The sequence below is a fragment of the Convivina intestini genome, assembly GCF_003096575.1.
GTDB lineage: Bacteria > Bacillota > Bacilli > Lactobacillales > Lactobacillaceae > Convivina > Convivina intestini.
Genome location: NZ_QEKT01000004.1, coordinates 58,318 through 83,723 on the forward strand (window position 1 = coordinate 58,318; position 25,406 = coordinate 83,723).

General features: G+C 42.5%; 21 protein-coding genes. 4 read left to right on the forward strand and 17 right to left on the reverse strand.

What is annotated here, in order from left to right:
* Positions 1 to 28: 28 nt before the first annotated feature.
* The 6 genes from yycF to C7384_RS04445 all read right to left on the reverse strand — a co-directional run bounded on the left by yycF (position 29) and on the right by C7384_RS04445 (position 8,525).
* Complete coding sequence (gene yycF, locus C7384_RS04420) at positions 29 to 745, reverse strand: response regulator YycF (RefSeq protein ID WP_089939119.1); 717 nt, start codon at positions 743 to 745, stop codon at positions 29 to 31.
* 123 nt (positions 746 to 868) lie between these two features.
* Positions 869 to 1,849, reverse strand: coding sequence for a ribose-phosphate diphosphokinase (locus C7384_RS04425; protein WP_089939121.1), 981 nt, complete (start codon positions 1,847 to 1,849; stop codon positions 869 to 871).
* A gap of 90 nt (positions 1,850 to 1,939) precedes the next feature.
* Positions 1,940 to 3,583, reverse strand: coding sequence for an ABC transporter ATP-binding protein (locus tag C7384_RS04430; RefSeq protein ID WP_089939123.1), 1,644 nt, complete (start codon positions 3,581 to 3,583; stop codon positions 1,940 to 1,942).
* 701 nt (positions 3,584 to 4,284) lie between these two features.
* Positions 4,285 to 5,103, reverse strand: coding sequence for a Cof-type HAD-IIB family hydrolase (locus tag C7384_RS04435; RefSeq protein WP_089939125.1), 819 nt, complete (start codon positions 5,101 to 5,103; stop codon positions 4,285 to 4,287).
* A 70-nt stretch (positions 5,104 to 5,173) separates the two neighbouring features.
* On the reverse strand, positions 5,174 to 7,621 hold the full coding sequence (locus C7384_RS04440; protein ID WP_089939127.1) for a phosphoketolase family protein: 2,448 nt from the start codon (positions 7,619 to 7,621) through the stop codon (positions 5,174 to 5,176).
* Between the two features lie 175 nt (positions 7,622 to 7,796).
* Entirely contained in the window at positions 7,797 to 8,525 is a 729-nt protein-coding gene (locus C7384_RS04445) for a GntR family transcriptional regulator (RefSeq protein ID WP_089939159.1), read from the reverse strand.
* A 68-nt stretch (positions 8,526 to 8,593) separates the two neighbouring features.
* On the opposite strand from C7384_RS04445, the gene C7384_RS04450 reads away from it, so the two are divergent.
* Entirely contained in the window at positions 8,594 to 9,088 is a 495-nt protein-coding gene (locus tag C7384_RS04450) for an aminoacyl-tRNA deacylase (protein WP_089939128.1), read from the forward strand.
* Between the two features lie 26 nt (positions 9,089 to 9,114).
* Here the strand turns inward: C7384_RS04450 and dnaB are convergent, their stop codons facing one another.
* From dnaB to C7384_RS04485, 7 genes are all read right to left on the reverse strand, one after another.
* On the reverse strand, positions 9,115 to 10,593 hold the full coding sequence (gene dnaB, locus C7384_RS04455) for a replicative DNA helicase (RefSeq protein WP_089939129.1): 1,479 nt from the start codon (positions 10,591 to 10,593) through the stop codon (positions 9,115 to 9,117).
* A 5-nt stretch (positions 10,594 to 10,598) separates the two neighbouring features.
* A complete protein-coding gene (gene rplI, locus C7384_RS04460) occupies positions 10,599 to 11,051 on the reverse strand; it encodes a 50S ribosomal protein L9 (RefSeq protein WP_089939130.1) in 453 nt (150 codons plus the stop codon).
* A gap of 15 nt (positions 11,052 to 11,066) precedes the next feature.
* Entirely contained in the window at positions 11,067 to 13,100 is a 2,034-nt protein-coding gene (locus C7384_RS04465) for a DHH family phosphoesterase (RefSeq protein ID WP_089939132.1), read from the reverse strand.
* A gap of 99 nt (positions 13,101 to 13,199) precedes the next feature.
* Entirely contained in the window at positions 13,200 to 13,466 is a 267-nt protein-coding gene (gene rpsR / locus C7384_RS04470; protein ID WP_089939133.1) for a 30S ribosomal protein S18, read from the reverse strand.
* Between the two features lie 29 nt (positions 13,467 to 13,495).
* Entirely contained in the window at positions 13,496 to 14,056 is a 561-nt protein-coding gene (gene ssb / locus C7384_RS04475) for a single-stranded DNA-binding protein (RefSeq protein WP_089939135.1), read from the reverse strand.
* Positions 14,057 to 14,089: 33 nt separating this feature from the next.
* Entirely contained in the window at positions 14,090 to 14,386 is a 297-nt protein-coding gene (rpsF, locus tag C7384_RS04480) for a 30S ribosomal protein S6 (protein ID WP_089939137.1), read from the reverse strand.
* Positions 14,387 to 14,554: 168 nt separating this feature from the next.
* Positions 14,555 to 15,754 carry an MDR family MFS transporter gene (locus tag C7384_RS04485; RefSeq protein ID WP_089939139.1) on the reverse strand — a complete coding sequence of 400 codons (1,200 nt, stop codon included), beginning with the start codon at positions 15,752 to 15,754 and terminating at the stop codon, positions 14,555 to 14,557.
* A 191-nt stretch (positions 15,755 to 15,945) separates the two neighbouring features.
* Here C7384_RS04485 and zwf point away from each other — a divergent pair, with 191 nt between their 5' ends.
* On the forward strand, positions 15,946 to 17,397 hold the full coding sequence (gene zwf, locus C7384_RS04490) for a glucose-6-phosphate dehydrogenase (RefSeq protein WP_089939142.1): 1,452 nt from the start codon (positions 15,946 to 15,948) through the stop codon (positions 17,395 to 17,397).
* 45 nt (positions 17,398 to 17,442) lie between these two features.
* On the opposite strand, the gene C7384_RS04495 is transcribed toward zwf, so the two are convergent.
* On the reverse strand, positions 17,443 to 17,940 hold the full coding sequence (locus tag C7384_RS04495; protein WP_089939143.1) for a DUF1440 domain-containing protein: 498 nt from the start codon (positions 17,938 to 17,940) through the stop codon (positions 17,443 to 17,445).
* A gap of 118 nt (positions 17,941 to 18,058) precedes the next feature.
* Here C7384_RS04495 and C7384_RS04500 point away from each other — a divergent pair, with 118 nt between their 5' ends.
* On the forward strand, positions 18,059 to 18,580 hold the full coding sequence (locus C7384_RS04500) for a YbhB/YbcL family Raf kinase inhibitor-like protein (RefSeq protein WP_243400715.1): 522 nt from the start codon (positions 18,059 to 18,061) through the stop codon (positions 18,578 to 18,580).
* Positions 18,581 to 18,737: 157 nt separating this feature from the next.
* Positions 18,738 to 19,259 (forward strand): hypothetical protein, encoded by a 522-nt coding sequence (locus C7384_RS04505; protein ID WP_089939145.1) that lies wholly within the window; start codon positions 18,738 to 18,740, stop codon positions 19,257 to 19,259.
* A 41-nt stretch (positions 19,260 to 19,300) separates the two neighbouring features.
* On the opposite strand, the gene lepB (C7384_RS04510) is transcribed toward C7384_RS04505, so the two are convergent.
* From lepB (C7384_RS04510) to C7384_RS08125, 3 genes are all read right to left on the reverse strand, one after another.
* Positions 19,301 to 19,930 carry a signal peptidase I gene (lepB, locus tag C7384_RS04510; RefSeq protein WP_089939147.1) on the reverse strand — a complete coding sequence of 210 codons (630 nt, stop codon included), beginning with the start codon at positions 19,928 to 19,930 and terminating at the stop codon, positions 19,301 to 19,303.
* Between the two features lie 81 nt (positions 19,931 to 20,011).
* On the reverse strand, positions 20,012 to 20,635 hold the full coding sequence (gene lepB, locus C7384_RS04515) for a signal peptidase I (protein ID WP_089939149.1): 624 nt from the start codon (positions 20,633 to 20,635) through the stop codon (positions 20,012 to 20,014).
* A 165-nt stretch (positions 20,636 to 20,800) separates the two neighbouring features.
* Positions 20,801 to 25,406, reverse strand: a 4,606-nt coding sequence (locus C7384_RS08125) for a DUF1542 domain-containing protein (RefSeq protein WP_116585376.1), incomplete at its 5' end; no start/stop codon positions are given.

Consider the following 25,406-nt stretch of genomic DNA (forward strand, 5'->3'; position numbering starts at 1 on the left):
TTTGCTCTTTCCAGACAAGCAGGCGCAATTATTGTGGAGATTCGCCACTAGCCCTAAGATAATAACCAACCCCACGACGGGTTGCCAGCCATGCCGGATGACTAGGATTATCTTCGATTTTTTCCCGTAAACGACGAACAGTCACATCCACCGTGCGTACGTCACCAAAATAATCATAGCCCCACACCTGTTGTAATAAGTGTTCACGGGTCATCACTTGCCCAGGATGTTGTGCTAAATAGGATAGCAGTTCAAATTCTCGATGAGTTAATTCAATATCAGTCCCTTTTTTAGAAACCATATAGGCCTGGGAATGAATCGTTAAATCACCTAGAATAATGTCTTCAACACCCATATTGGGCTCTTCGGCATTTTGAACAGCTACCTTACGGCTCCGAAGGTTAGCTTTGACGCGAGCCACTAATTCTCGATTCGAAAACGGCTTGGTAACATAGTCATCCGCCCCCATCTCAAGACCCAAAACCTTATCGATTTCGCTGTCCTTAGCAGTCACCATAATGATGGGAATATCACTTTTAGAGCGAATTTGCCGTAAAACTTCGATACCATCAACTTCTGGTAACATTTGATCTAACAGCACTAAGTCGGGATTTTCTTCCTCATATAGGTCCAAAGCCTGCTGCCCATCGGCGGCAGTAATCACTTCATAACCTTCTTTAGTCAAATTAAATTTAATTATGTCTGAAATCGGTTTTTCGTCGTCGACAACCAAAATTGTATGCATTCTTGGCCCCCATCTCCCTAATCATTCAATGGCAATTATAACATATCTTACTAGTTATCCACTGCTACAAAAAAAGCTCCTGCACAGGAGCTTCATGATATTTTAAATTTATCAGGTGTGAAATTATTGATTGCGGCGGCGGAAACGACGTTTAAACATTGGGCTAATCGCTTCATTGCGACTAACACGCCGAATAGCTTCACCAATCAACTCACCAACCGAAACAATTTCAAGTTTATCAAAGGTCTTATCCTTTGGTAGGTTAATGGAGTCAGTCACAATGACCTTAGTAAACACTGAATTTTGTAGCTTTTCAACTGCTTCACCAGAAAAGACCGCATGCGAAGCAACTACATAAACATCCTTAGCCCCATGATCCATTACTAGCTGGGCCCCTTGTGTGATTGTACCAGCAGTATCAATAATATCATCAATCATGATTGCTGTTTTACCAGCAACATCACCAACAATGCTACCAACTTCAGCAACATTAGGCTTAGGTCGCCGCTTATCAATAACTGCTACTGGTGCATCCAAGCCTAACATATTGTTTAGATTACGAGCCCTAACCATCCCACCGTGGTCCGGTGAAACTACAACTGCGTTTTCTTTATCGGCAATACCAGCTTCAATGAGGTAATCAGCCAAAAGTGGAGCCCCCTGCAAGTGATCCATTGGTAAGTCAAAGAATCCTTGAATTTGAGCAGCGTGCAAGTCAAGTGCCATCACACGTGTAGCACCAGCACGTTCAATCATATTGGCAACCAGCTTAGCTGTAATCGGTTCGCGGGAACGCGCTTTACGGTCCTGACGAGCATAACCGTAATATGGTAATACTACATTAATTTGGTCAGCACTTGCTCGACGTAAGGCATCCACCATAATTAACAGTTCCATCAAATTATCATTGACCGGTGCAGCAGTGGATTGAATGACGAAAACGTCAGCCCCTCGCACGCTTTCCTCAATGTTAATCTGCACTTCTCCGTCCGCAAAACGATTCACCGAAATTTCACTCAGTGGCACCCCAACTTCTTCAGCAATTTTATCAGCTAAAGGCTGGTTGGAACTAAGCGAAAATAACTTCAAATTTGATTTGGACATACATAACCCCGTCGTATTATTTTAACCGTTGCATTTACACTAGACATTATAACAATAATTGCTTTTGATTAGCCACTCAATCAGGCGGTATTAATCAACGGTTACCATCAAGGTCCGTTCCCCGGCAATTCGAATATTATCGTGATCAATATAGACGACTGTTTTACCTAATTCTTGATGCAAGTACCGCATTAAACTAACTATAATTTCTTTGGTTTCGGTATCCAAGTCAGACGTAATTTCATCGAAGAAATAAAAATCACAATCACTAATGAGAGCGCGGGCAATCGCAATTCGCTGACGTTGTCCACCAGAAAAATTATCACCATTCTCGGCGACAGCGCTATCCAACCCTTCTGGTAGTTGTAGCACAAAGTCATCCATTTTAACCTTGCGCAGCGCTGACCAAATTTGATCATCCCTAACCGTGTCCGGATTATCAAATCCTAACAAAAGATTTTCACGAATACTTCCTGGCAGCAAGGAACTATTTTGATCCACATAAGCTAAATGTTTTCGGAAAGTAAAAATATTAACATCTTTTCGATTAAGCCCATTGATGTAAAAATCACCTTCATCAAGATCATACATACCCGATAAAATCTTTAAAATGGTTGATTTTCCACTGCCATTCTTTCCCTTTAAGCGGATTAATTCATTTTGCCCAATGGCTAAATGGGGAATGTAGATTGAATGACCACCAGGATAACGGAAGCTACCTTCCTTGATGGCCACCTCTTCAATTTGTTCAATTTTACGTTGACTAGGGGTGGCTTTTTCAACCGGCATATTAAACAGCCGCTCTAGATTTTTTACCACGCCGGTAACCTTGGCAATATTCGTGTACTGTCCAGCAATACTAGTAATTGGGGCAATCAATTGGAAAGTAAACATGACATATGACACCAGTGCGCCCACCGTCATGACTTTTTGAGTAACGGCTAAGCCACCTAAACCGATGATTCCCAGTAGAGACACCATCATAATCACATTGATCAACGGATTTAACACGGCAATCAATTTTAGTTGTTTTTGAACCACTCGATAGATTTTACGAAAGACCTGATTACCTAATTCGGTCACCTTTTCTTCAGCACCGTAGGACTTCACAACCAAATCAGACTGCAAAATGCTGATTGCTAGTTGATTAGCATCAGCGGTTAATTGCTGCGTTTCCGTAAAGTATTTAGAAATTTTTCTAGATATCAAAGCAATCAAGAATCCCAGAAGTGGAATAGTTACCATCAAGGTCAAGGTTAATTTAAAGTTTAAAACCAGTAACATGACAAAGGACCCGATAATGGTAATGGTCCCTGTTAATAATTGAGGTAGTGAACTAGAAAGCACTTCGGAGATCAAATTCGTATCATTAACTAGGCGGCTGGCCAAAACCCCCGACGACTGTTCATTTAACTTCAAATACGAGAAATAGTTATAGCGACTCCACAATCCTTGGCGAATATGCATGACCGCTGAGGCAGCTAAGTCTCCTAAGGTGTAGTAGGAAATAACGCCAGAAACTAAATCAAAAAGCAGTAAAGCAATTGGAAAGATAATGGCCTGCGCCTGCATGCCCTTACCAAAAAAGCCATTTACTAGTGATTGGAGACTGTAACTAAAAAGCAGTGCATTCACTGCTGAGAAAATCGTTAAAAAAAGAGCGAAATACAACCGTTTAAAATTTAAATCGGCATATTTCTTTATAAAAGTATATAATCCAGTTTCTGTTTTCATAAATATTCACGTTATCCACATTAATTAGGTCTTAGATTGAGCTTCGATGCTCAAAAAGAGCATCGAACCTGCTGATACACCTGTTAAGTTTAACATAAAGACATTCCTCAAATAAGAACAAAAAATCGAACTGATAGATACAGTTTACCAATCATTCCGCCTGCAGTGACAACAAAAAAGAGAGTCCACCAAGGTGTCTCTCTTTCTCATTTATGTGGTTTATTACAAACCTACACTTATCTTACTTACCGAACAAACGCAAGAAGAAAGCAAAAACGTTAGCCAATGGGCTGTTGTTTGAGTTGCTTGTGTGTGTAGTGTTTGATGAACCAGGCAAGATGTGCCAGAAATCCATTGAGAACATGTGCAGTAGCTCCTTCCTCTAAAATATGTACAAATTATACCATTTTTATTTGAAATTCCAAACAAAAAAAGAATATCTTTCGATATTCTTCTAGAATAATTAGTAATTAAACTAATTATTTTATTTTTTTTACTTACCAAACAAACGCAAGATGAAAGCAAAAACGTTAGCCAATGGGCTGTTGTTTGAGTTGCTTGTGTGTGTAGTGTTTGATGAACCAGGCAAGATGTGCCAGAAATCCAATGAGAACATGTGTATAGCTCCTTTCCTTATAAGATACATTAATTCTATATAAAATTATAAAACATGTCAAGTATAGGAATGTTATAAGTTTATTTTATTTTGCTAAAACATATTCTTGAATGGCATGGGCCACACCGTCATGGTTATTATCCAAACCTTGAACTTGCGCAATTTTTTTAACTGGATCAATGGCATTACCCATGGCCACCCCGATACCAGCGGCTTTAATCATCGATAAATCGTTTTCCTGATCACCAATTGCCATTGTTTCTTGGGGGTCAACATTAAGATATTTGGCCAAAGCTAACAAAGCATTTCCTTTAGAAGCCGTTTGATTCATAAACTCTAAATTGTGAGCAGTCGAACGAACTACTTCCATTTTATCCTGAATATCCGCTGGAACCTTGGCCTGCAAGTCATTTAATTTATCGGCTTCAGCCATGGCAATTAACTTAATAAAATCAATGCCGGCGAGTTCATCTGCATGGTCATGAACATGCAGTGGTAAATGGACTAAATCATTTTCGTAACTGGCCCAATAATCAATCAAATGATTGGTGGTATAGGCTTGGTCCATCGCTTCGACTTGTAAGTAAGCCCCTTCTTGTACCATAAAATCGTTAACTTCTTTGAAATCATCCAAAGTTAAGGTGTTACGATGGATAATTTGCTGACCATCAGCAGTTGCCATTAGACCCCCATTATGGGTAATTACAAACTGACTAGCCTGATCTAATTTTAAGCTCTTTAAAATGTCTTTTACGCCACTAATAGGCCGTCCTGTGGTGATAACCACTTTAACTCCTTGGGCTACCGCATCATCAACTGCCTGAGCAACTGCCGGTGTAATTTCTCTTTGGTCATTTAATAAAGTACCATCAATATCAATTGCAACAATTTTGATATCAGCCATTTTATTTCTCCTATTAATTTTTGGGACAAAAAAAGGATTGGCAGAACCAATCCTTTTTGACCCATTAATATTACTTAAGGGCAGTCCACTTCCAGTCAGTGAACTCTTCGATATCACGACCTTCTTCACGAGTAACCTTGAAGTGCTTTGCCAAAATATCATCCATCTTAGCGATGAAAGTATCAGCAGCAGCTTGGTCAATAACACCACGACCAGAAAGGATGCTTACAGCTTCCTTAGCTTGGTGGAAACGATCCAAGTGTGAGTAAACACGCATGTCGTAAGTAGTAGTGATGTCACCATCTTCACGGTAACCATGAACAAAGACATCGCCACGGAACTTACGCTCGAAGAAGAATGATTCAATCAAGTCTTCATAACCGTGGTAACCAAAGACAACTGGTGTATCAGCTTGGAAGAACTTATCGAATTCTTCAGCAGGCAATTCACGTTCGTCGTTACCTTCAGCTTCAGACTTCTTTTGCAAACGAAGCAATTCAACAACGTTTACGTAGCGGAACTTAACATCAGGGAATTCCTGGTTAACCAACCACAAAGCGGCCAAAGTTTCGATAGTTGGCTCAGTACCAGCAGAAGCAAAGGTAATGTCAACCTTGCCATTTGGTGATGTTGAAGCCCAATCAATCGTCTTCAAACCAGTAGTTGCCAATTCTTCAGCTTCATCAGCAGTGAACCACTGTTGACGAGGTTGCTTAGAGATAACCAAATGGTTAACCTTATGACGCTCAGTAAAGGCACGGTCTTGAACGGCCAAAGCTGAGTTACCATCGGCTGGCAAGTATTCACGGATGAAGTTAGACTTCTTTTCAGCCAAGTGAGTCAATAGACCTGGATCTTGGTGAGTATAACCGTTGTGATCTTGCTGGAAGGCAGTTGAAGTTGAAATCAAGTTCAATGATGGGTAATCATTACGCCATGCTTGTTCAGAAGCATGACGCAACCACTTGAAGTGCTGAGTAATCATTGAATCAACAACACGCAAGAATGATTCGTATGAAGCAAAGATACCAACACGGCCAGTCAAAGTATAACCTTCAAGCCAACCTTCAGCTTGGTGCTCAGACAACTGGGCATCCAAGATACGTCCTTCAGGAGCTTCGTATTGATCGTTTGGATCAATAACTTCTTCCATCCATTGACGGTTAGTAGTGTCAAACAATGACCATAGACGGTTTGACATAGTTTCATCAGGTCCAAAGACACGGAATGAATGTGGGTTCATTTGCATTACCTTTTCAAGGTAAGTTGACAAAGTGAACATATCCATGTTGCGGTTACTGTCTTTCAACAAAGTTCCGCGAGTCTCAGGAGTGATCTTGTTAGCGAAGTCACGCCAGTTAGGCAAGTCCAAAGTTTCTGGTTCAACACCACGTGGGCGTCCACCGTTAGCCATTGGGTTAGCTGACATGCGCTTAGCAGGAATAATTGCCTTTAATTCATCCTTCAATGAACCATCAGTGTTGAACAATTCTTCAGGCTTGTATGAGTTCATCCATTCTTCGAACTGTGGCAAAGTGTCTAAGTTGCCTTGTTCTAGAGGCAATGGCACTTGGTGAGCACGGAATGAATTTTCAATAGGCATACCCTTTTGGTCAAAGCGTGGTCCACCCCAACCCTTTGGCAAACGGGCGATGATTACAGGCCAAGCTGGTACAGTTCCATCTTGGTACTTACCGTTTTCACGGGCATCCTTTTGGATTGCTTGAATATCTTCGATTGCTTGGTCAAGAACCTTAGCAGCCTTTTCGTGATATGTCATGTAATCATGGATATCATCGTTTTCGATAAAGCGTGGTGAGTAGCCCAAACCTTCGAAGAACTTTGTAATTTCTTCATCACTCATACGTGAGAAGACAGTTGGGTTAGAAATCTTGAATCCGTTCAAATCCAAGATAGGCAAAACAGCACCATCGTTCTTGGCGTTCAAGAACTTGATTGAATGCCATGAAGTCATTGATGGACCAGTTTCTGATTCCCCATCACCAACTACGGCAAAGGCGATTTCGTCAGGGGCATCAAGCACAGCACCAAAGGCGTGTGACAATGAGTAACCAAGTTCTCCACCTTCGTGCAATGAACCAGGAGTCTGGGCTGTCATGTGCGAACCAATTCCACCTGGGAATGAGAAGCGCTTGAATAAAGTAGACATACCCTTCAAGTCCTGGGTAACTTCTGGATAGTCTTCAGTATATTCACCATCCAAGTAAGCGTTAGTGACCATAACTTGACCACCGTGTCCAGGACCACCAATGTAGAACATGTTTAAGTTATACTTGTTGATCAAACGGTTAGCATGGGCGTACAAGAAAGTCTGTCCTGAAATAGTGCCCCAGTGTCCGATGGGCTTAACCTTAACATCTTCCGCTTGGATAGGTGTCTTGGTAACCGAGAACAAAGGGTTGCTCTTCAAGAAGATCATCCCAGCTGACAAATAGTTGGTGGCACGCCACCACTTGTCAACAAGTTCCAAGTACTCTTTTGAATTGTAATCAACCATAAAATTCAGTACTCCTTTTATTTATAATCCATGAGAATTCGTAAATCACGAATCTTCTCCGCTATTTACAGCTCTAAGTATAACGGATTGACGGGGTTTGTTCAAGATAAAAAGCCGATTGGTTGGCAATCTGCTTAGTTTTGGTTGGATTTTAAAAATAATTGGGCCGGTCCAATTATTCAGAATCTAAACTGATGAAAGCGTTATAGTGCAAATAGCGATAATGCAGGCGCATCGTCGAGAATTCTAATGGTGTGCCATCATCCATGAAAAAGATTCCTTCCATGATACCAACCGGTTCATTAACCTTTAACTTAAGCAGTTGTTGATCTTCTTTAGTGCTTGGTTCGGCCATAATCGTCATAAAAGACTTGGTCACAGTGCGTGCCTTTTCTTGTTCCACATATTCATAGATGGATTTCGACACAATTTCGCGATTTAAACCAGGTAACAAGCTGATTGGTACATAACCATTTTCAATCATGAAGGGCACGTTTCCTAAACTGCGTAACCGTTTAATTTCATAAACAAAGTCACCTTCATTTAAAAACAACGCCTGTTGCTGTTCTGGGGTCGCTGGGAGCACCCGGAAATCAATCAATTGAATGCTTGGAATTTGCCCGTGGCTCCGAAAGAAATCAGAAACACCTAAGTTAGATCCCTCTTGTTGAAAAATCGCCTGATTTTTTAAATAAAGCGGGTTCACGAAGGTACCACTACCACGCTTTTTAAAAATAATTCCCTGCTGGACTAAAACGTTCAGGGCGCGCTTAATGGACGATCGGGATACCTGATATTGTTCCGCTAAGTCTCGCTCATTGGGAAGCTTGAGATCTGGATAACTTCCTTGATATATTTTTTGTTTGATATCTGCTTGCACAGTGACATAAATTGTATCTGACATAATATCTATTTTAGCACAAGTGGTCGGACCACAATCTTTGGCAGCTAATCCTGTGCTAAAATACACTTATGGCAAAGAAAAAGACAAAAAAGACCCTTCCAGAACAAGTATTAGAACATCATGATGTTGCTTATGAAGATTTGGCATTAAATGTATTAGACCAAACAGCTGAACAACGCCAAGCGACCTTGGCTGAATTTGAACTGATCGAAGATGACATCTATAAGACCCTGGCAGCAATGGGCGACAAAACGGGACCCGTAGTGGCTGTACTACCCATTACGGAACATTTATCCCTTAAAAAATTAGCCCAAGTTTCTGATAACAAAAAAGTTCATATGATTCCGCTTAAAGACCTCCAAAAGACAACAGGTTATATTCACGGAGCCAATAATCCAGTTGGTATTTGGCAAAATAAGCACTTCCCCATTTTTATCGATCAATCAGCTGAAAATCGTGATTATTTTCTCGTCAGCGCTGGTGAATTAGGACGATCGGATAAAATCAATCCCCAAAACCTTGCCGATTTAATTCAGGCCCCCTTTGTAGATTTACGCCAATAAAAAAAGTGTGAATATATCACACTTTTTTACCAACCGGCGCCCGAACTAACGTCGGCATGACCTCCAGCGGGCGCATCATCTTGACGATAGCCAGGAACCATGGGACTAAACTTAAAGGTTGGTTTATTAAACATTAGTCGAGCAGTGCCCCGCGCACCTGCTCGATTTTTTTCTAAAATAACTTCAATTGGAACGGCAGTTTCTTCATCATTACCATTACCTTGGTCATCTTCGCCTTCATCGCGATAGTAATCTTCACGGTAAAGAAAGGCAACAATATCAGCATCTTGTTCAATCGAACCCGATTCACGTAAGTCAGAAAGAATCGGCCGCTTGTCCTGCCGCTGCTCCACACCACGACTTAACTGGGCTAAGGCTAAGATGGGTGTATGTAGCTCTTTAGCTAATTTTTTAATCGAACGTGAGATTTCTGAAACGGCCTGTTGCCGGCTTTCAGTATTCGTCGATTCAATCAAACCTAAATAATCAATAATCACCATACCCAAAGGATGGGGATTAGCATCGCGCTGCTCTTCAGTCATATCACTGAGTAAATCTTTTTCTAATTTACGCAGTTTGGCTGAGATTTGATTAATACGAATACCCGGCGTGTCATCTAAATAAATTTTCATGTTGGCTAGTGATTGCATGGCCAAGGTCAACGACTGCCAATCATTAGAAGTCATTTGTCCAGTTGTCAGGTGGTTAGCGTCAATAGCCCCTTCAGCAGCAACCAAACGGGTAACCAAATCAACTGCACCCATTTCCAAACTAAAGACCACGACTGGTACTTTTTCACTTTTAGCCGCATTTTTAGCAACATTTAAGACAAAGGCGGTTTTACCAACAGCTGGCCGAGCACCGATAACAATCATCTGATCTTCACGAAAACCATGCGTCAAGTGATCTAAATCGGGATACCCCGTGGCTAAACCAACCACGTCATTATCATTTTCAGCCGCATTATCAAGATTGGACTGAAACTCACGCAAAACTTCTTTAATCTGACGGAGGCTGTCATCACCACGATTTTCAGCTAGATTATCCAACTGGCGACCCAGTTCTTCTAACAGATTTTCACTATCTTCACTACCGTTATAGGCAATCGTCATCGTATGCGTTAAGGTTTCAATCATCCGTCTAAGCACGGATTTTTCATGGACAATATCAGCATAATGACGCAAATTAGCAGCCGAGGCAGTACTCTCTGACAGCTCCGACAAATAAGCCATTCCACCAACATTTTCCAGCTGCTGCATGCTATTTAACTTATCTTGTAAGGTCAACATGTCAATCGGCCGTTGTTCATCAACTAATTGACTCATAGCCTTAAAAATAGTTTGGTGAGCCTGACGATAAAAATCATTTGGCTCTAAAATTGCCTGAGCAGCAGCCATGGCACTAGCCGAATTAACATCAAAAAAGATTGCCCCTAAAACAGCTTGTTCAGCGGCAATATCTTGTGGTGACTGTCGATACTCATTCGGCCCTAAGGCATTATCCATTAGCTTTATCCTTCAGTAACATGAACTCGCAAATTAGCGGTTACATCTCGATGTAACTTAACTGGTACATCAACGTAACCCAAAGAATGGATTGGTTGTTCTAACAACATCTTGCGCTTATCCATCTTAATTTGGTACTGGTCAGCTAACGCTGCAACGATTTGCTTAGATGAAACTGCACCAAACAAACGGCCGTCAGTTCCTGACTTTCCCTTTAACTCAACAACAGTTTTTTCATCTTCAAAAAAGGCAGCTAACTTTTTAGCTTGGGCTAGTTCTTCAGCTGCAAGCTTATCTTCGGCCCGTTGGCGCCCCTTAACGGCTCCCAAATTCTTACCAGTAGCCGGCTCAGCCTTCTTATTTTTAATCAAAAAGTTATTTGCGTAACCATCAGGCACCTCTTTGATTTCGCCCTTTTTACCGCGACCCTTAACATCTTCTAAAAATACAACTTTCATCTGTTTACTCCTTTACTATTCTGCTTTTTCAGCCTGACTAGCAATGGCATCCATTAGTTGCCGGTAAGCATCGTCAGTGTTAATTCCTTTAATTTGAGTAGCAGCATTGGATAAATGTCCACCACCACCCATGGCTTCCATAACGGTTTGAACATTGTAATTACCCGTCGAGCGCGCCGAAATTCCGACGCGACCATCACGGCGTTTTGTAATCACAAAAGAGGCATCAACTCCGCTAATTTGCAACAATTCATCGGCAGCTTGGGCGGTAATCACCCCAGGATAAATTTGATCATTTTCACCAACAACAATAGCCGCCTGGTCTTCAATCTTGGTCATATTAATCAAGTGCGTGCGCGCCTGGAAGTCAGAGAACTTTTCTTTCATGAAGGCTTGGATTAAGTTACTATCCGCTCCGTTAGCCCGTAAATAACTAGCCGCATCAAAAGTTCGTGATCCGGTCCGTAGGGTGAAGTTTTTGGTGTCAATTTGAATACCACCCAACATAGCGGTGGCTTCGATTTTAGTAATCGGCGCATCACTTTGATTTTGGTACTGCAATAATTCAGCGACTAATTCCGAAGTTGACGAAGCATACGGCTCAATGTATGAAAGAAGTGGTTTTTGATTCAAACCACGCTCCGCTAAACGATGATGATCAATCACAACTAAATGACTACCCAATTTTTCCAGTAACTCAGGTGCTCCGGTTAAATCGGCTTTGGCATGATCAACTAGAATTAGTAGCGTCCGTTCAGTAGCCTGAGGAACTGCGCTTTCTTCATCAATAATGGAAGATCCGATGGCATAACCAGGTCGGTCATCGTCAGCAGAACTTTTACGTAATTCAGTTAAAAGCAACTGAATATCGCTATAAATATTTCCTTCATCAACAACTACATAAGCTGGTTTATTACGAGTTTGGGCAAAACGCCACAAGCCCAAGGCCGCCCCAATCGAATCTAAATCAGGCATATTATGCCCAACCATCATAACTTGATCAGCCTGATCCATTAATTCGGCAATCGTTTGCGAAACTACCCGAGCTCGAACCCGGGTCCGCTTTTCCATTGGGTTAGTCGTGCCGCCATAAAAACGCGCGGGCGCGTCTTCAGATTTAACCACAACTTGATCGCCACCACGTCCCAAAGCCAAATCCAAATTAGTTTGCGCTAATTTAATGAGCTTATTAATATCTTCTTGCCCGTAGGCAATCCCCATTGATAAGGTTAGCGGCGAATTTTGCTGGGCGGTTGCTTCTCGAATTGATTTTACCACACCAAATTTATCATCTTCGGCCGCTCGTAGTCCAGTTTGATAACCAAACAAGAGGTACGACACAGGACTTAAACGACGTAAATACAAGCCGTGCGTAACGGCCCAATCCGAAAGCTCACTGGTTACGTACGTCCGCAACTTGGAGCTTTCCGAATCGCTCAACCCATCGGTTACTTCTTCATAGTTATCAACTGAAATCAATCCACCAATCAAACGATGATTTTGAAATTGCTGTTGAATTTCGACCGATGGTGTTACATCCATCAAGTACACAACATGCAAATTTTCTTGAACAGCGACCTTAAATACTCGATTTAACCAGTCAATCTGGTGCGCTTGGTTATCCGCCGTATAATTTTTAACGGCTAAGGACAGACCAGCATCAACATCCTTTAACAGTAAACCAATGATATCCTGCTGTCCTAAATAACTTTGCACATAAGGATTAACCCAATCAATATGGCCACTTTTATCCAAAAGAATGATACCGATTGGCATTTCAATTAAAGCCTCTTGTTCAGTACGTGAAACCCGATAGGTTAAGTCATTCAAATATTCTTCAGTATCTTGGCTAGCAGCTTGAGTAGTATTAATACCATAGCGCAGCGCAATGAGCACTACGCCAAGCCAAATCAATCCCAATCCCCAGTTAATAATGAAAGCATAAATCACACTAAATAGGCTAATACCCAATATTAGCCAATAAAGGACTGCTAAATCCATCCGTTTACTAAGCTTAGGTAAGTTGGTAAAGTTTAACCATTTTTTCATAGTTACCTCTCATCATGAATCCCAATACTTAATTTTACCACAGCCATTAACTACAAAGAAAAACCCGAGACCAAAGTCTCGGGTTAAAACTTATTTATATTAGTCTTCAGCTACGAATGGTAGCAAAGCCATAATACGAGCACGCTTGATAGCAGCTGTTACCTTGCGTTGGTTCTTAGCAGAAGTACCAGTTACGCGGCGAGGCAAAATCTTACCTCGTTCTGAAATAAAGCGCTCCAAGAGTTCAGTGTTCTTGTAATCAACATATTCGATGTGATTAGCAGCAATGTAATCCACCTTACGACGGCGACGTGGTCCACCTTGCGGACGACGTCGTTGTTGTGGACGTGAAGTTTGCTCTGGCATAGTAATAATCTCCTTTCTAGAAATTTACTTTAAAATGGTAGGTCATCATCGGAAATATCGATACCACTACCCGATCCAGTTGCAAAAGGATTAGTAGCATCAGCTTTTCCAGTTGATGGCTTGGAATTTGTATTTTGTTGGTTAGCAGCAGGTTGGTTGCTAGCAAAAGGATCAACGGCGTCCAGTGACTGATTATTATCAAAACCAGCACTAGCACCAAAGTCGTTTCCTTGTCCAGCACCATTTTGGGCACGACGACGTTCGCTTTCGCTACGTGACTCAAGAAGGGAGAAGTTATCTACCACAACTTCAGTTACATAGACACGCTGACCAGAATTATTTTCATAATTACGAGTCTGCAAGCGACCTTCGACGGCTACCAAAGCTCCCTTGCCAGTAAAATTGGCAAAATTCTCAGCAGCTTTACGCCAAATGACAGCATTGATAAAATCCGCTTCGCGGTCACCATTGCTATTTGTAAATTGACGATTTACTGCCAAGGTAAAGGAACCAACTGCTACACCTGATTGTGTATAGCGTAATTCCACATCACGGGTCAATCGCCCAATTAAAACAACTCGATTAATCATCTCTTAGGTCCTCTTTCCCGGTGGAATGCTAAATTACTTAGCGTCGCGCTTAACAATCATGTGACGCAAGATATCGTTTGAGATCTTAGCCAAACGGTCAAATTCGTTAAGGGCATCATCACTGTCGGCAGTAAAGTCAACAATGTGATAAGTACCTTCACGATAGCCAGCGATTTCATAAGCAAAACGACGTGTTGCCCAATCGGCTGACTTAGCAATGTTCGCACCGTTTTCAGCCAAAATACCGTCAAAACGCTCAACAAGCGCTTTTTTAGCATCTGCATCCAAGTCAGGGCGAACAATATAAGTTAGTTCGTATGATGTAGCCATAGTTTCCTCCTTCTGGTCTCTGGCAGCTTATGCTGCAAGGAGTGCTTGCACTTTGTGCACTCACATTCGTCTACTATACTACAACTACTAAAGCAGTTTCAAGGGGTTAGTTAACATTTCCACCATTACCTGTATAGTACGTACTTCGACTTAATTTTTCTTCAGACATTAATTGGACGGTTCTACCCCACGAATACTAATCCAATATAGACCAGCTAAGACCACTAGCATCACCCCAAAAACTGACAGGAATAATTGGTTCATCAGCCCATTATCCATCATCAAACCAGCATAAATCGGTCCAACTACTCGGCCCGAACTAATCATCATGGAAACAAAACCTTGTGCTTGACCAGCCACTGCTGGAGAGGTTACCTGGGCCACCCAAGCCGGCACCTGAGGGCTTTCTAGCATTTCACCAATTGTTAACAACTCAAAAACTAAGACCAATTGCCAAAAATCCTTGGCAAAAATCATGAAAAAGAAACTAGAAGCAAAAATTACGCCACCTAAAATCACAGAAATCCGGTAAGGATGTCGATTGGCCCAGTTTGAAATGAATTTCTGAAAGACAATGATGGTTACACCATTAATAACCCACAAATCAGCATAATTACGGGTCGGCAAACCCAAACTGCGCATATGCGGAGCCATAATGGTTTCCCAAAGAATATAGGACAAATAGGTAATAAATAATAGCGCACCAATCCAGGCCAATAGAGGCGTGATTTTAAATTTAGTGGCACTAAGGTCTGACTTTTCGGCCATTTTCGGCTGATCATCACTGGTTACTGCCACTATTTGATTAGGATCGTTAAATACCAAGATACTAATAAGTAGCAATAAGCAATATAAGGCACTAGCAATCACCATTAACAAGGTAAAGCCGTAGTCAAAAATATAACCGACCGATAAGGTACCAAATACCACCCCAACATTTAAAACAATGTATATGTTATTGAAGACTACGCGTGTTTTTTTACCATTGACGGTCGTAGCATAGGCATTTACTAAGGTTGAAATCAATCCTCCACCAAAATTTAGCAACCAAATCATAATCGCAAATTCTGGCCACCCGTTCCAGACAATCAAGCCCACAGCAGCCACTGTGGCAATGCTACAAGCAATTATTAACGCTTTGTGAGCATCCCATCGATCAAATAGGCGACCCCCTACAAAAGAACCCAAGATACTAATCAACGCGCCGACCATCAGTACCAAACCAGCAGAGGTATAACTTTGATGCAAGGATCCAGTCATATACAGAGTGGTTACCGGCCAAATCATCGCACTGGCGGTATTAGAGAGTAATACCGCCAACAACAGCCATTTTTCACTGAGTTCTTTTTTTACTGATGATGTTTTCATAGGCCCTCCTGGTAGTGTATAGAACAGTATAGCACGGGCATTCTAACTGGCTAGCTCCCTACTAATTTGATCAGTTGCAAACATTCACCATCGCAGTTAATCACAACACTCATAATAGAAGGTACTGATTTTTAAGCCTCAATTCGTTATAATTAGCATTGTATTGAACAAAGAAATTAAAGGGGAATATCATGGTCTCAGAAATTAAGACATTGGTAACTTTTTTTGGTGCCACTGGTGATTTGGCTAAGCGGATGCTATATCCATCTGTTTTTAACCTGTACAAAAAGGGATACTTACAAAACAACTTCGCAATTGTTGGTACCTCTCGTCAAGAGTTATCCACTGAAGAGTACCAAGAAATGGTACGTCAATCGATTCAAGCTGGTATTACTGATCAAGATCAGGCCGAGGCCTTTATTGAGCATTTTTCATACAATGCTAGTGATGTGACTGAAGCGGCTGGTTATGCTGGCTTACGCGAAACCATTGAAGCTGCAGCTAAAAAGTTTGGCGTTGAAGGTAATCGGATTTTTTACATGTCCGTTGCCCCACGTTTCTTTGGCACAATTGCCCAGTATTTGAAGTCAGAAGGCTTGTTGGCTGATAAAGGCTTTAATCGTTTGATGATTGAGAAGCCTTTTGGTTCATCATATGCTACGGCTGAAAAGCTACAAAACGAATTAGAAAATGCCTTTGAAGATGATCAGCTTTACCGTATCGATCACTTCCTTGGTAAGGAAATGGTCTTAAACATTGCCCCACTACGTTTTGGTAATCCTTTAATTGCCAACGCTTGGAACAAAGATTACATCAAAAATATCCAAGTTACCTTGGCTGAAACTTTGGGTGTTGAAGAACGAGCTGGCTACTACGATACTGCCGGTGCTTTGTTAGACATGATTCAAAACCACGCCATGCAAATCGTTGGTTGGTTAGCTATGGAAGAACCAGCTAGCTTCAGCGACAAAGACATTCGGGCCGCTAAAAATGCTGCCTTCTCAGCTCTTAAGATTTATGATGAAGCTGAAGTAAATCGTTACTTTGTTCGTGGTCAATATGGGGCAAATGGTGAATACGCCGCTTATAACAAGGAACCAGATGTACCGGCTGACTCTAAGAACAACACCTATATTGCTGGTGAATTGCAGTTTGATATGCCCCGTTGGCAGGGTGTGCCTTTCTATGTCCGTTCAGGAAAGCGCATGACCACTAAGACGACCCGAATTGATGTTGTCTTCAAGGCCGGCACTTTTGCTATGGGTGCCCAACAAGAACCACAAGAAACAGTTCTTTCAATTATTGTTTCACCAGAAGCCGGTATTCAAATGAGCTTGAATGCTAAAGATGTTACCGATACTTTCAGCACTCATCTCATTAATTTGGACTGGAAGCCAACTGCTCAAGAAGCAGCTGAGACACCTGCTCCTTACGAGCGGATGATTCACGATGCCATGGATGGTGATGGTTCAAACTTTGCCGATTGGCATGGTGTTGCTACTGCATGGAAATTTACCGATGCAATTTCCGATGTCTATGCTGCTGATAAAGCACCATTAGAAATCTATCCAGCCGGCTCAATGGGGCCTGAGGCTGCCGATGAATTGTTAGCTAAAAACGGTGACAATTGGATTCTTAAGTAATAGAAAAAAGCAAGCCATAGCTTGCTTTTTTATTTGTCCTAAATTTTAGAAATAAACACCACTGACGGGCAGACCAATCGCCACAATATAAATCACCCAACCCCAAACCATGTGGCCCAAGAATTCGGATAAATTTTCATACCAAGGTTGCTTCCAAGCTGCTGGAATCGTCTTGAAAAGTGGTAAAATCACCCAATGAAAAGCAATCCAAATAACGATGCCAAATACAGTTCCTTGACCATAAGTAATCGGTGCATAGAAATTAGCAACTAGGACAAATAAAATTGAAAAGGCAATTGAAAAACCAAAATGCATTAACAAACTAACATAAGGAACATCTTGATCATCTGCAATCCGGACGGTTGCATGTGTGACTTGGCTGGACACGCCTAACTGCTCTAATAATTTTTGAGGTGGGTTAGTAGCATTACGGGCCTGATTCCGAGGCGGAAAAATTGCTTCCCAGCCTATTTTAACCATGCCCGATACCATACCAGCGACAAAACCGACCCACAAACTATTAATAATTATATTGGATAACATATTATCTACATCCTTTATCTGTTAATTAGCTTAATTTTAATACTACCATAATTAGGCGCAAACGACCGCCAAAGCCCTATGCTATAATGCAGACAAAGATTCTGGAGGTTATCTAATCATGATGAAAATTAACGTTCCCCTTGAAAAGGGATATTTAGCAGATCAGTATGCCAAGTACGCCCCGGCTACTCAAAAAATTGACGGCTATCCTAGTCAATCATTTCCGATTGAAATCACTAATTTACCCGTTGATACACGTTTTCTAGCCTGGACCTTAGTTGATTTTGACTCAATTCCAGTGATGGGCTTTACCTATATTCATTGGATTGCAGCCAATTATCCAGTATTGGGTAGTGAAGCCTTAATTCCAGCTAATTTAGCTCAAGAGGGCGAGAATTTTACGCGTGGTCAAAATAGTCTTTATTCTCAATATGTTGATGTTGATAATCCACAAATTATTAACAACTATATCGGTCCAATGCCACCAGACAAAGACCACAACTACACCCTAACGGTTTACGCCTTAAAACAGGCCTTACCCCTGCCGGATGGTTTCTTCTTAAATGAATTACGCCAAGCTACGCATAATCAGCCGGTTGTCCTAGAAAAAATGAGCATTGACATTTTAGCTCGTTCTTAAAATCTTCCTTGCGCTTCCTCCCGATAAATTAAGTCCACAATAGTAATTTTTCATAAAGAAGGTTAAGAAAATCAAAAGATTAGCACTTTCAATTAGAGCTTTTCCCCATTTGTGAGGCTTTTTCGTTATAATGAATTTGATTACGGAGGGAACCACTGTGAAAATTAAACGAGAAAATTTAAAGGATATCTATACTTTTTCATCAGTGACCGAGCTTAGTTTGTTTTTGGGGATTGACCGTGAAACCCTCCATGAACGTGCTAAAGCCCGGGGGATTGAGTTAAACGGCACTTATAGCGAAGAAGATCTTAGTGCCCTACGCCCTGAAAAAAATAGTGCCTTAAGCCAACTTAATACGGAAGTTGACCCTAAAACTGAAATTGAATTACTTAAAATGAAATTAGAAATGTTGGAAAGTGAGCTTGGTTTTAAAGACCAACAGCTTGACGATCGTAAACAACATATCGAAACTTTGAAAAGTACTTTATCCAAAGCTGAGGAAAACTTTGAAAAAGCTCAAGTTTCCGTTGATCAGCAACAGCATTTACAATTAGCAACTTTGCAGCAGTTAGATAAGGCCACCAGCCGTGTCCAACGAATTGAAATGCAGGCTGAACAAAAAAAGCATTGGTGGAATTTCGGACGTAAGTCCAAGGGTAAAGAAACCGAAGAAGATTAAAAAATCAGTTAGGATAAATCCTAACTGATTTTTGATTGCCTTTAAGCAAAGAAGTGTTGGTCCTGATGATCGACACTATTTTTAATTTGTTGGCTATACCAGAATGGTACGACCACCTTGCCCATAATATGATTACGATCCACAAAGCCAAAGTAACGGCCATCATTGGATACCGAACGGTGATCCCCCATCACAAAGTACTCACCACTAGGAACAGTGCTCTTATTTTGGTCTTTTGCCTGCCATAGTCCAGTTGTAGAAAGGGTTTTTAAGTTCCAAGTGGCACCAAAATCTCCTTCGGTTCCTTGGGTCTTTTCATCATTAGAAATGTAATCTTGATTAACCTTTTTATTATTGACGTAAAGGTTTCCGGAACGATATTCAACCGTATCACCAGGAATCCCAATTATACGCTTAACGTAGTATGGGCTATTCCCAGTCTTAAAACGAGGATCCTCCTGGCGAGCATCAAAGACAACTGCATCCCCACGTTTCAAAGTGGCCAAGTGATTGACCCCGACACGCTGCTGATTAAGCAAATTAGGTTCCATTGAAGTACCACTAATTGAAACAGTACTAAACACAAAGGCATTCAATAGCCAGATGGCACTAACGGCAATCACCATCCATAGGATTGTGCCACCCCACCCCTTTAAGAAATTTTTTACCATGTTAAGGCTCCATTCTATTTGTCCATATAACCCTATTATACTCAATTTATCTAGTAGGCGCTCTGGCTCTTCAAACATAAACTAGCCAAAGAAATGTTGGCTTTGATGATTAATATTGTCTTTCACAGTGGCATCATACCAAAACGGTACGACTACTTTTCCAAAAATGTGGTTACGATCCACAAAACCAAAGTAACGGCCATCATTGGATACCGAACGATGGTCTCCTAACACAAAGTAGGCATCGGCCGGCACGACGCTTTTATCTTGATCTTTTTCTTGCCACATACCGGTGGCTGATAAACTAGCCAGTGACCAACTGGTGCCAAATTCACCAGCGGTCCCTTGGGTACGTTCATCGACTGAGAGATAAGATTGATTGACCATTTTCCCGTTAACGTACAAATTGCCATTTTGGTAGGTAACGGTATCGCCGGGCACCCCAATAATTCTTTTGACGTAGTCTTTATTCCCCGGCCTGATTTGTGGATCTTCCTGAGTCGCATCAAAAACCACGACATCCCCACGATGCAGATTACCCAGGCGATTCACGCCGACATACTGGCGGTTAAGTAAATTAGGTTCCATGGAACTACCATTTACGATTGCCCCCGTAAAGACAAACTGCGTAAAACACCAGCCTAGCAGTGCTACCAAGGCTAGGGGAATCACCCATTCCTTCATTAAATTTTTAAATACGTTCATAACTCACCATTTTTCTCTGATTTTACACAATACATTTATTATAACGAATGTTGGGGATTTATTTGGGGGACAAAAATTACAACTCTGAAAATAACGAAAAAATGCGCTCCCAGATGACATTGGGAACGCATTTTTATGATTGAAAATTAGTTAAAGACTTAGAATTTATTCTTCATCTTCACGTTTCTTAGGCTTAGCTCCTAAGAACAAACCAGCAGTCATCAATACAGAAGCTAGAACAGCGGCTTCCTTACCGGTATTATCACTAGTTAGCTTTGCTGTTTGTGGTAACGCAGCCGGTTTAGTGCTTGTTGGTTTGATTACTGGTGTTACTGGTTCTGGCACCTTAGCACTTGGCTTACCAGGCACGTGTTGGGCATCAATCGCTTGAATACCAGCTACCTGCGCATTTGCTACACCTTGCTTATCAATAGCAGCGTTGATAGCAGATTTTGCCTTAACAGCTTCTTGATCAACATTGTTGGTCTGAATTTGCTTAGTAGCATCGTCTAGGGTTGAATCATTAGCAATTTCTTGCTTAACTTTGGCTGCTTCATTGTCAATTGCAGTATTGGCATCATGCTTTAGATTGTCAACTGACTTTGTACCAGACACATGTTGGGCATTGATTGCTTTAACACCGTCAGCCGTGGCATTTTTAACGCCTTGAGCATCAGTAGTGGTATTAATGTTAGCAGTCGCTTGCTGAACTTCCCGGTCGACGTTGGCTTTTTGAACTGCCTTTTCAGCATCATCCAGCGTTGGATCACGATCAATTTCACCCTTAACACGAGCGCCTTCGTTAGCAATTAGCTGTACGGCTGCCTTTTGCTGGTCAGCAAGAGTAGTCGTACCAGGTACATATTGGGCATCGATGGCCTTAATACCTGCTTCGGTAGCTACCTTAACGCCTTGAGCATTAGTAGCAGCCTTAATGCTATCGTGAGCCTTCTTGGCCTCACGATCTACATTAGCTCGTTGGATTTCCTTAGCGGCATTATCCAAAGTTTTATCTTGGCTAATTACGGCCTTAATAGCGGCTGCCTCGTCCTCAATCCGCTGTAAGGCTGCCTTTTGCTGGTCAACAAGAGCAGTCGTACCAGGTACATATTGGGCATCGATGGCCTTGATACCAGCCGACGTTGCATTAACGATTGTTTGAGCATCGGTTGCACTGTTAATCGCATCAGCTGCCTGCTTAACCTCTTTGTCTACATTCGCTTTTTGAAGATTCTTAGCCGCATCATCTAAGGTAACATCGGCATCAATTTGGCCCTTAATTTTGGCGGCTTCACGCTCAATTGCATGAAGAGCACTGGTCTGTTGAGCACTCAAAGCGGTGCCTGGTTGATATTGGCTATCAATCGCTGCAATGCCTTGAGTGGTAGCATTCTTCACATCTTGAGCATTACTTGCACTGTCAATCGTCTGCTTAGCATGAAGCGTGGCATCATCAACCGCTTTGGTTTGATCAGCCTTTTGACTATCCGTCAAAGTTGGATCCTTGGCAATCTGATTCTTGACCTTCTGGGCTTCTTGATCAATGACTGATTTAGCAATGTTTTGCTGTTCGACTAGTGAACCACCTGGCTGATACTGATTATGAATATCCTTTTTAGCCTGATCAGTAGCATCTTTAACACCTTGAGCGTTCGTTGCTTGGTCAACTAACTTTTTAGCATTGATTACAACCTCATCAATTGCCTTAGTTTGATCAGCTTTTTGACCATCTGTCAAAGTTGGGTCCTTGGCAATAAGGTCCTTAACCAACTGAGCTTCTTGATCAATAGCCGTCTTAGCTTGGTCTTGCTGTTTTTGCAAAGGTTGACCAGGTACATACTGAGCATCAATGGCTTTAATGCCAGCAGCTGTCGCATCCTGAATTCCCTGCGCATCGTTAGCTGCCTTAATAGCCGTAACAGCTTGTTGAGCCTCGACGTCAACGTTGTGCTTTTGAGTGGCCTTAGCAACGTTATCTAAGGTAACATCTTGATCAATCGTAGCCTTAACCGCAGCTGCTTCATCAGCGATAGCTTGGAGCGCTTCGTCCTTCAAAACAGCAATCGTCTTAGTGCCAGGAACATGTTGAGCATCGATAGCTTGGATACCGGCAGCAGTCATATCGGCAACCGTTTGCTTATCAGTGGCTGATTTCACATTTTCAGTAGCTTGAGCGGCTGCCTTAGCCACGTTGTCCTTTTGAACAGCCTTAGTAGCGTTGTCCAAAGTCGCGTCGGCATCGATGGCTTTGCTTACCTTAGCAGCTTCGTCGGCGATAGCCTTTAAGGCGTCGTCCTTCAAAACGTCGACAGTCTTTGAGCCAGAAATGTGTTGCGCATCAATAGCTTCAACACCGGCCTTAGTAGCGTCATCCACGGCCTGTTTATCAGTCGCAGCCTTGATATTGTCAGTTGCCTTGGTGGCTTCCTTGGCAACATTATTTTTCTGTGTTGCCTTCGTGGCATTGTCCAAAGTTACGTCGGCGTCGATAGCTTCGCTTACCTTAGCGGCTTCATCGGCGATGGCCTGCAAGGCGTCGTCCTTCAAAACTGGCACCGTCTTTGCGCCAGAAACGTGTTGGGCATCAATAGCTGTGATGCCGGCCTTGGTGGCATCGTCAACCGCCTGCTTATCCGTCGCAGCCTTAATGCTTTCGGTCGCCTTAGTGACCTCTTTGGCAACATTGTCCTTTTGAACAGCCTTCGTGGCGTTATCCAAAGTGGCGTCGGCATCGATGTCCTTAGACACCTTGGCCGCTTCATCAGCGATAGCCTTTAAGGCGTCGTCCTTCAAGACATCCACGGTCTTTGAACTAGCAACGTGTTGCGCATCAATGGCTTCAATACCGGCCTTGGTGGCATCATCGACAGCTTGCTTGTCAGTGGCAGCCTTGATGTTTTCAGTCGCCTTAGTGGCTTCTTTGGCAACATTATCTTTCTGTGTTGCCTTCGTGGCGTTATCCAAAGTTGTGTCAGCGTCAATATCCTTAGACACCTTGGCCGCTTCATCAGCGATAGCCTTTAAGGCGTCGTCCTTCAAAACGTCGACAGTCTTTGAGCCAGAAATGTGTTGCGCGTCAATGGCTTCAATACCGGCCTTGGTGGCATCATCGACAGCTTGCTTGTCAGTAGCTGCCTTGATGTTTTCGGTCACCTTAACAGCTTCCTTGGCAACGTTGTCTTTCTGTGTTGCCTTCGTAGCATTGTCCAAAGTTACATCGGCATCAATAGCTTTGCCTACCTTAGCAGCTTCGTCAGCGATGGCTTTCAAAGCATCATCTTTCAAAACATCAACAGTTTTAGAACCAGAGATATGTTGGGCATCGATGGCCTTGATACCAGCAGCTGTCGCATCGTCAACTGCCTGCTTATCACTGGCAGCCTTGATGTTTTCAGTTGCTTGCTTAGCTTCCTTAGCAACGTTGTCCTTTTGGATAGTCTTAGTGGCATTATCCAAAGTTGTGTCAGCGTCAATATCCTTCGACACCTTGGCAGCTTCATCAGCGATGGCCTTTAAGGCGTCGTCCTTCAAGACATCCACGGTCTTTGAACCAGCAACGTGTTGCGCATCAATGGCTTCAATACCGGCCTTGGTGGCATCGTCCACGCCTTGCTTATCAGTTGCAGCCTTGATGTTTTCGGTTGCCTTAGTGGCTTCCTTGGTAACGCTGTTCTTTTGAATTGCCTTGGTAGTGTTGTCTAAAGTAGCATCGTTGTCAATTGCCTTCGATACCTTGGCCGCTTCGTCGGCGATAGCCTTTAGGGCTTCATCCTTCAAAACATCCACCGTCTTTGAACCAGAAACGTGTTGGGCGTCGATAGCCTGGATGCCCGCCTTCGTCGCGTCATCGACTGCTTGCTTATCAGTCGCAGCCTTGATGCTTTCGGTCGCCTTAGCAGCTTCCTTAATCACGTTGTCCTTTTGAATTGCCTTAGTGGCATTATCCAAAGTAGCATCAACATCGATATCTTTGCTTATCTTGGCGGCTTCGTCAGCGATCGCCTTAAGAGCGTCATCCTTCAAAACCGGAACAGCCTTGGAACCAGAAACATGTTGCGCATCAATGGCTTCAACACCGGCCTTGGTGGCGTCATTCACGCCTTGCTTATCAGTCGCAGAATTAATCTGTTCCTTGGCCTTAGTGGCTTCTTTGGCAACGTTGTCCTTCTGAACAGTCTTAGTGGCGTTGTCCAAGGTAGCGTCAGCATCGATGTCCTTAGACACCTTAGCAGCTTCGTCGGCGATAGCCTTTAGGGCTTCATCCTTCAAAACATCCACTGTCTTTGAACCAGCAATGTGTTGCGCATCGATAGCTTCAATACCGGCCTTAGTGGCATCATCGACTGCTTGCTTGTCAGTTGCTGCCTTGATGTTTTCGGTTGCCTTTGTGGCTTCCTTGATAACGTTGTCCTTTTGAACGGCCTTAGTGGCGTTATCCAAAGTAGCATCGTTATCAATTGACTTCGATACCTTATCGGCCTCGTCGGCGATGGCTTTCAGAGCATCGTCTTTCAGAACGTCCACTGTCTTTGAGCCAGCAATATGTTGCGCATCGATAGCTTCAATACCGGCCGTTGTGGCATCGTCCACGCCTTGCTTATCAGTTGCTGCCTTGATGTTTTCGGTTGCCTTTGTGGCTTCCTTGATAACGTTGTCCTTTTGAACGGCCTTAGTGGCGTTGTCCAAGGTAGCGTCAGCATCGATGTCCTTAGACACCTTAGCAGCTTCGTCGGCGATAGCCTTTAGGGCTTCATCCTTCAAAACATCCACC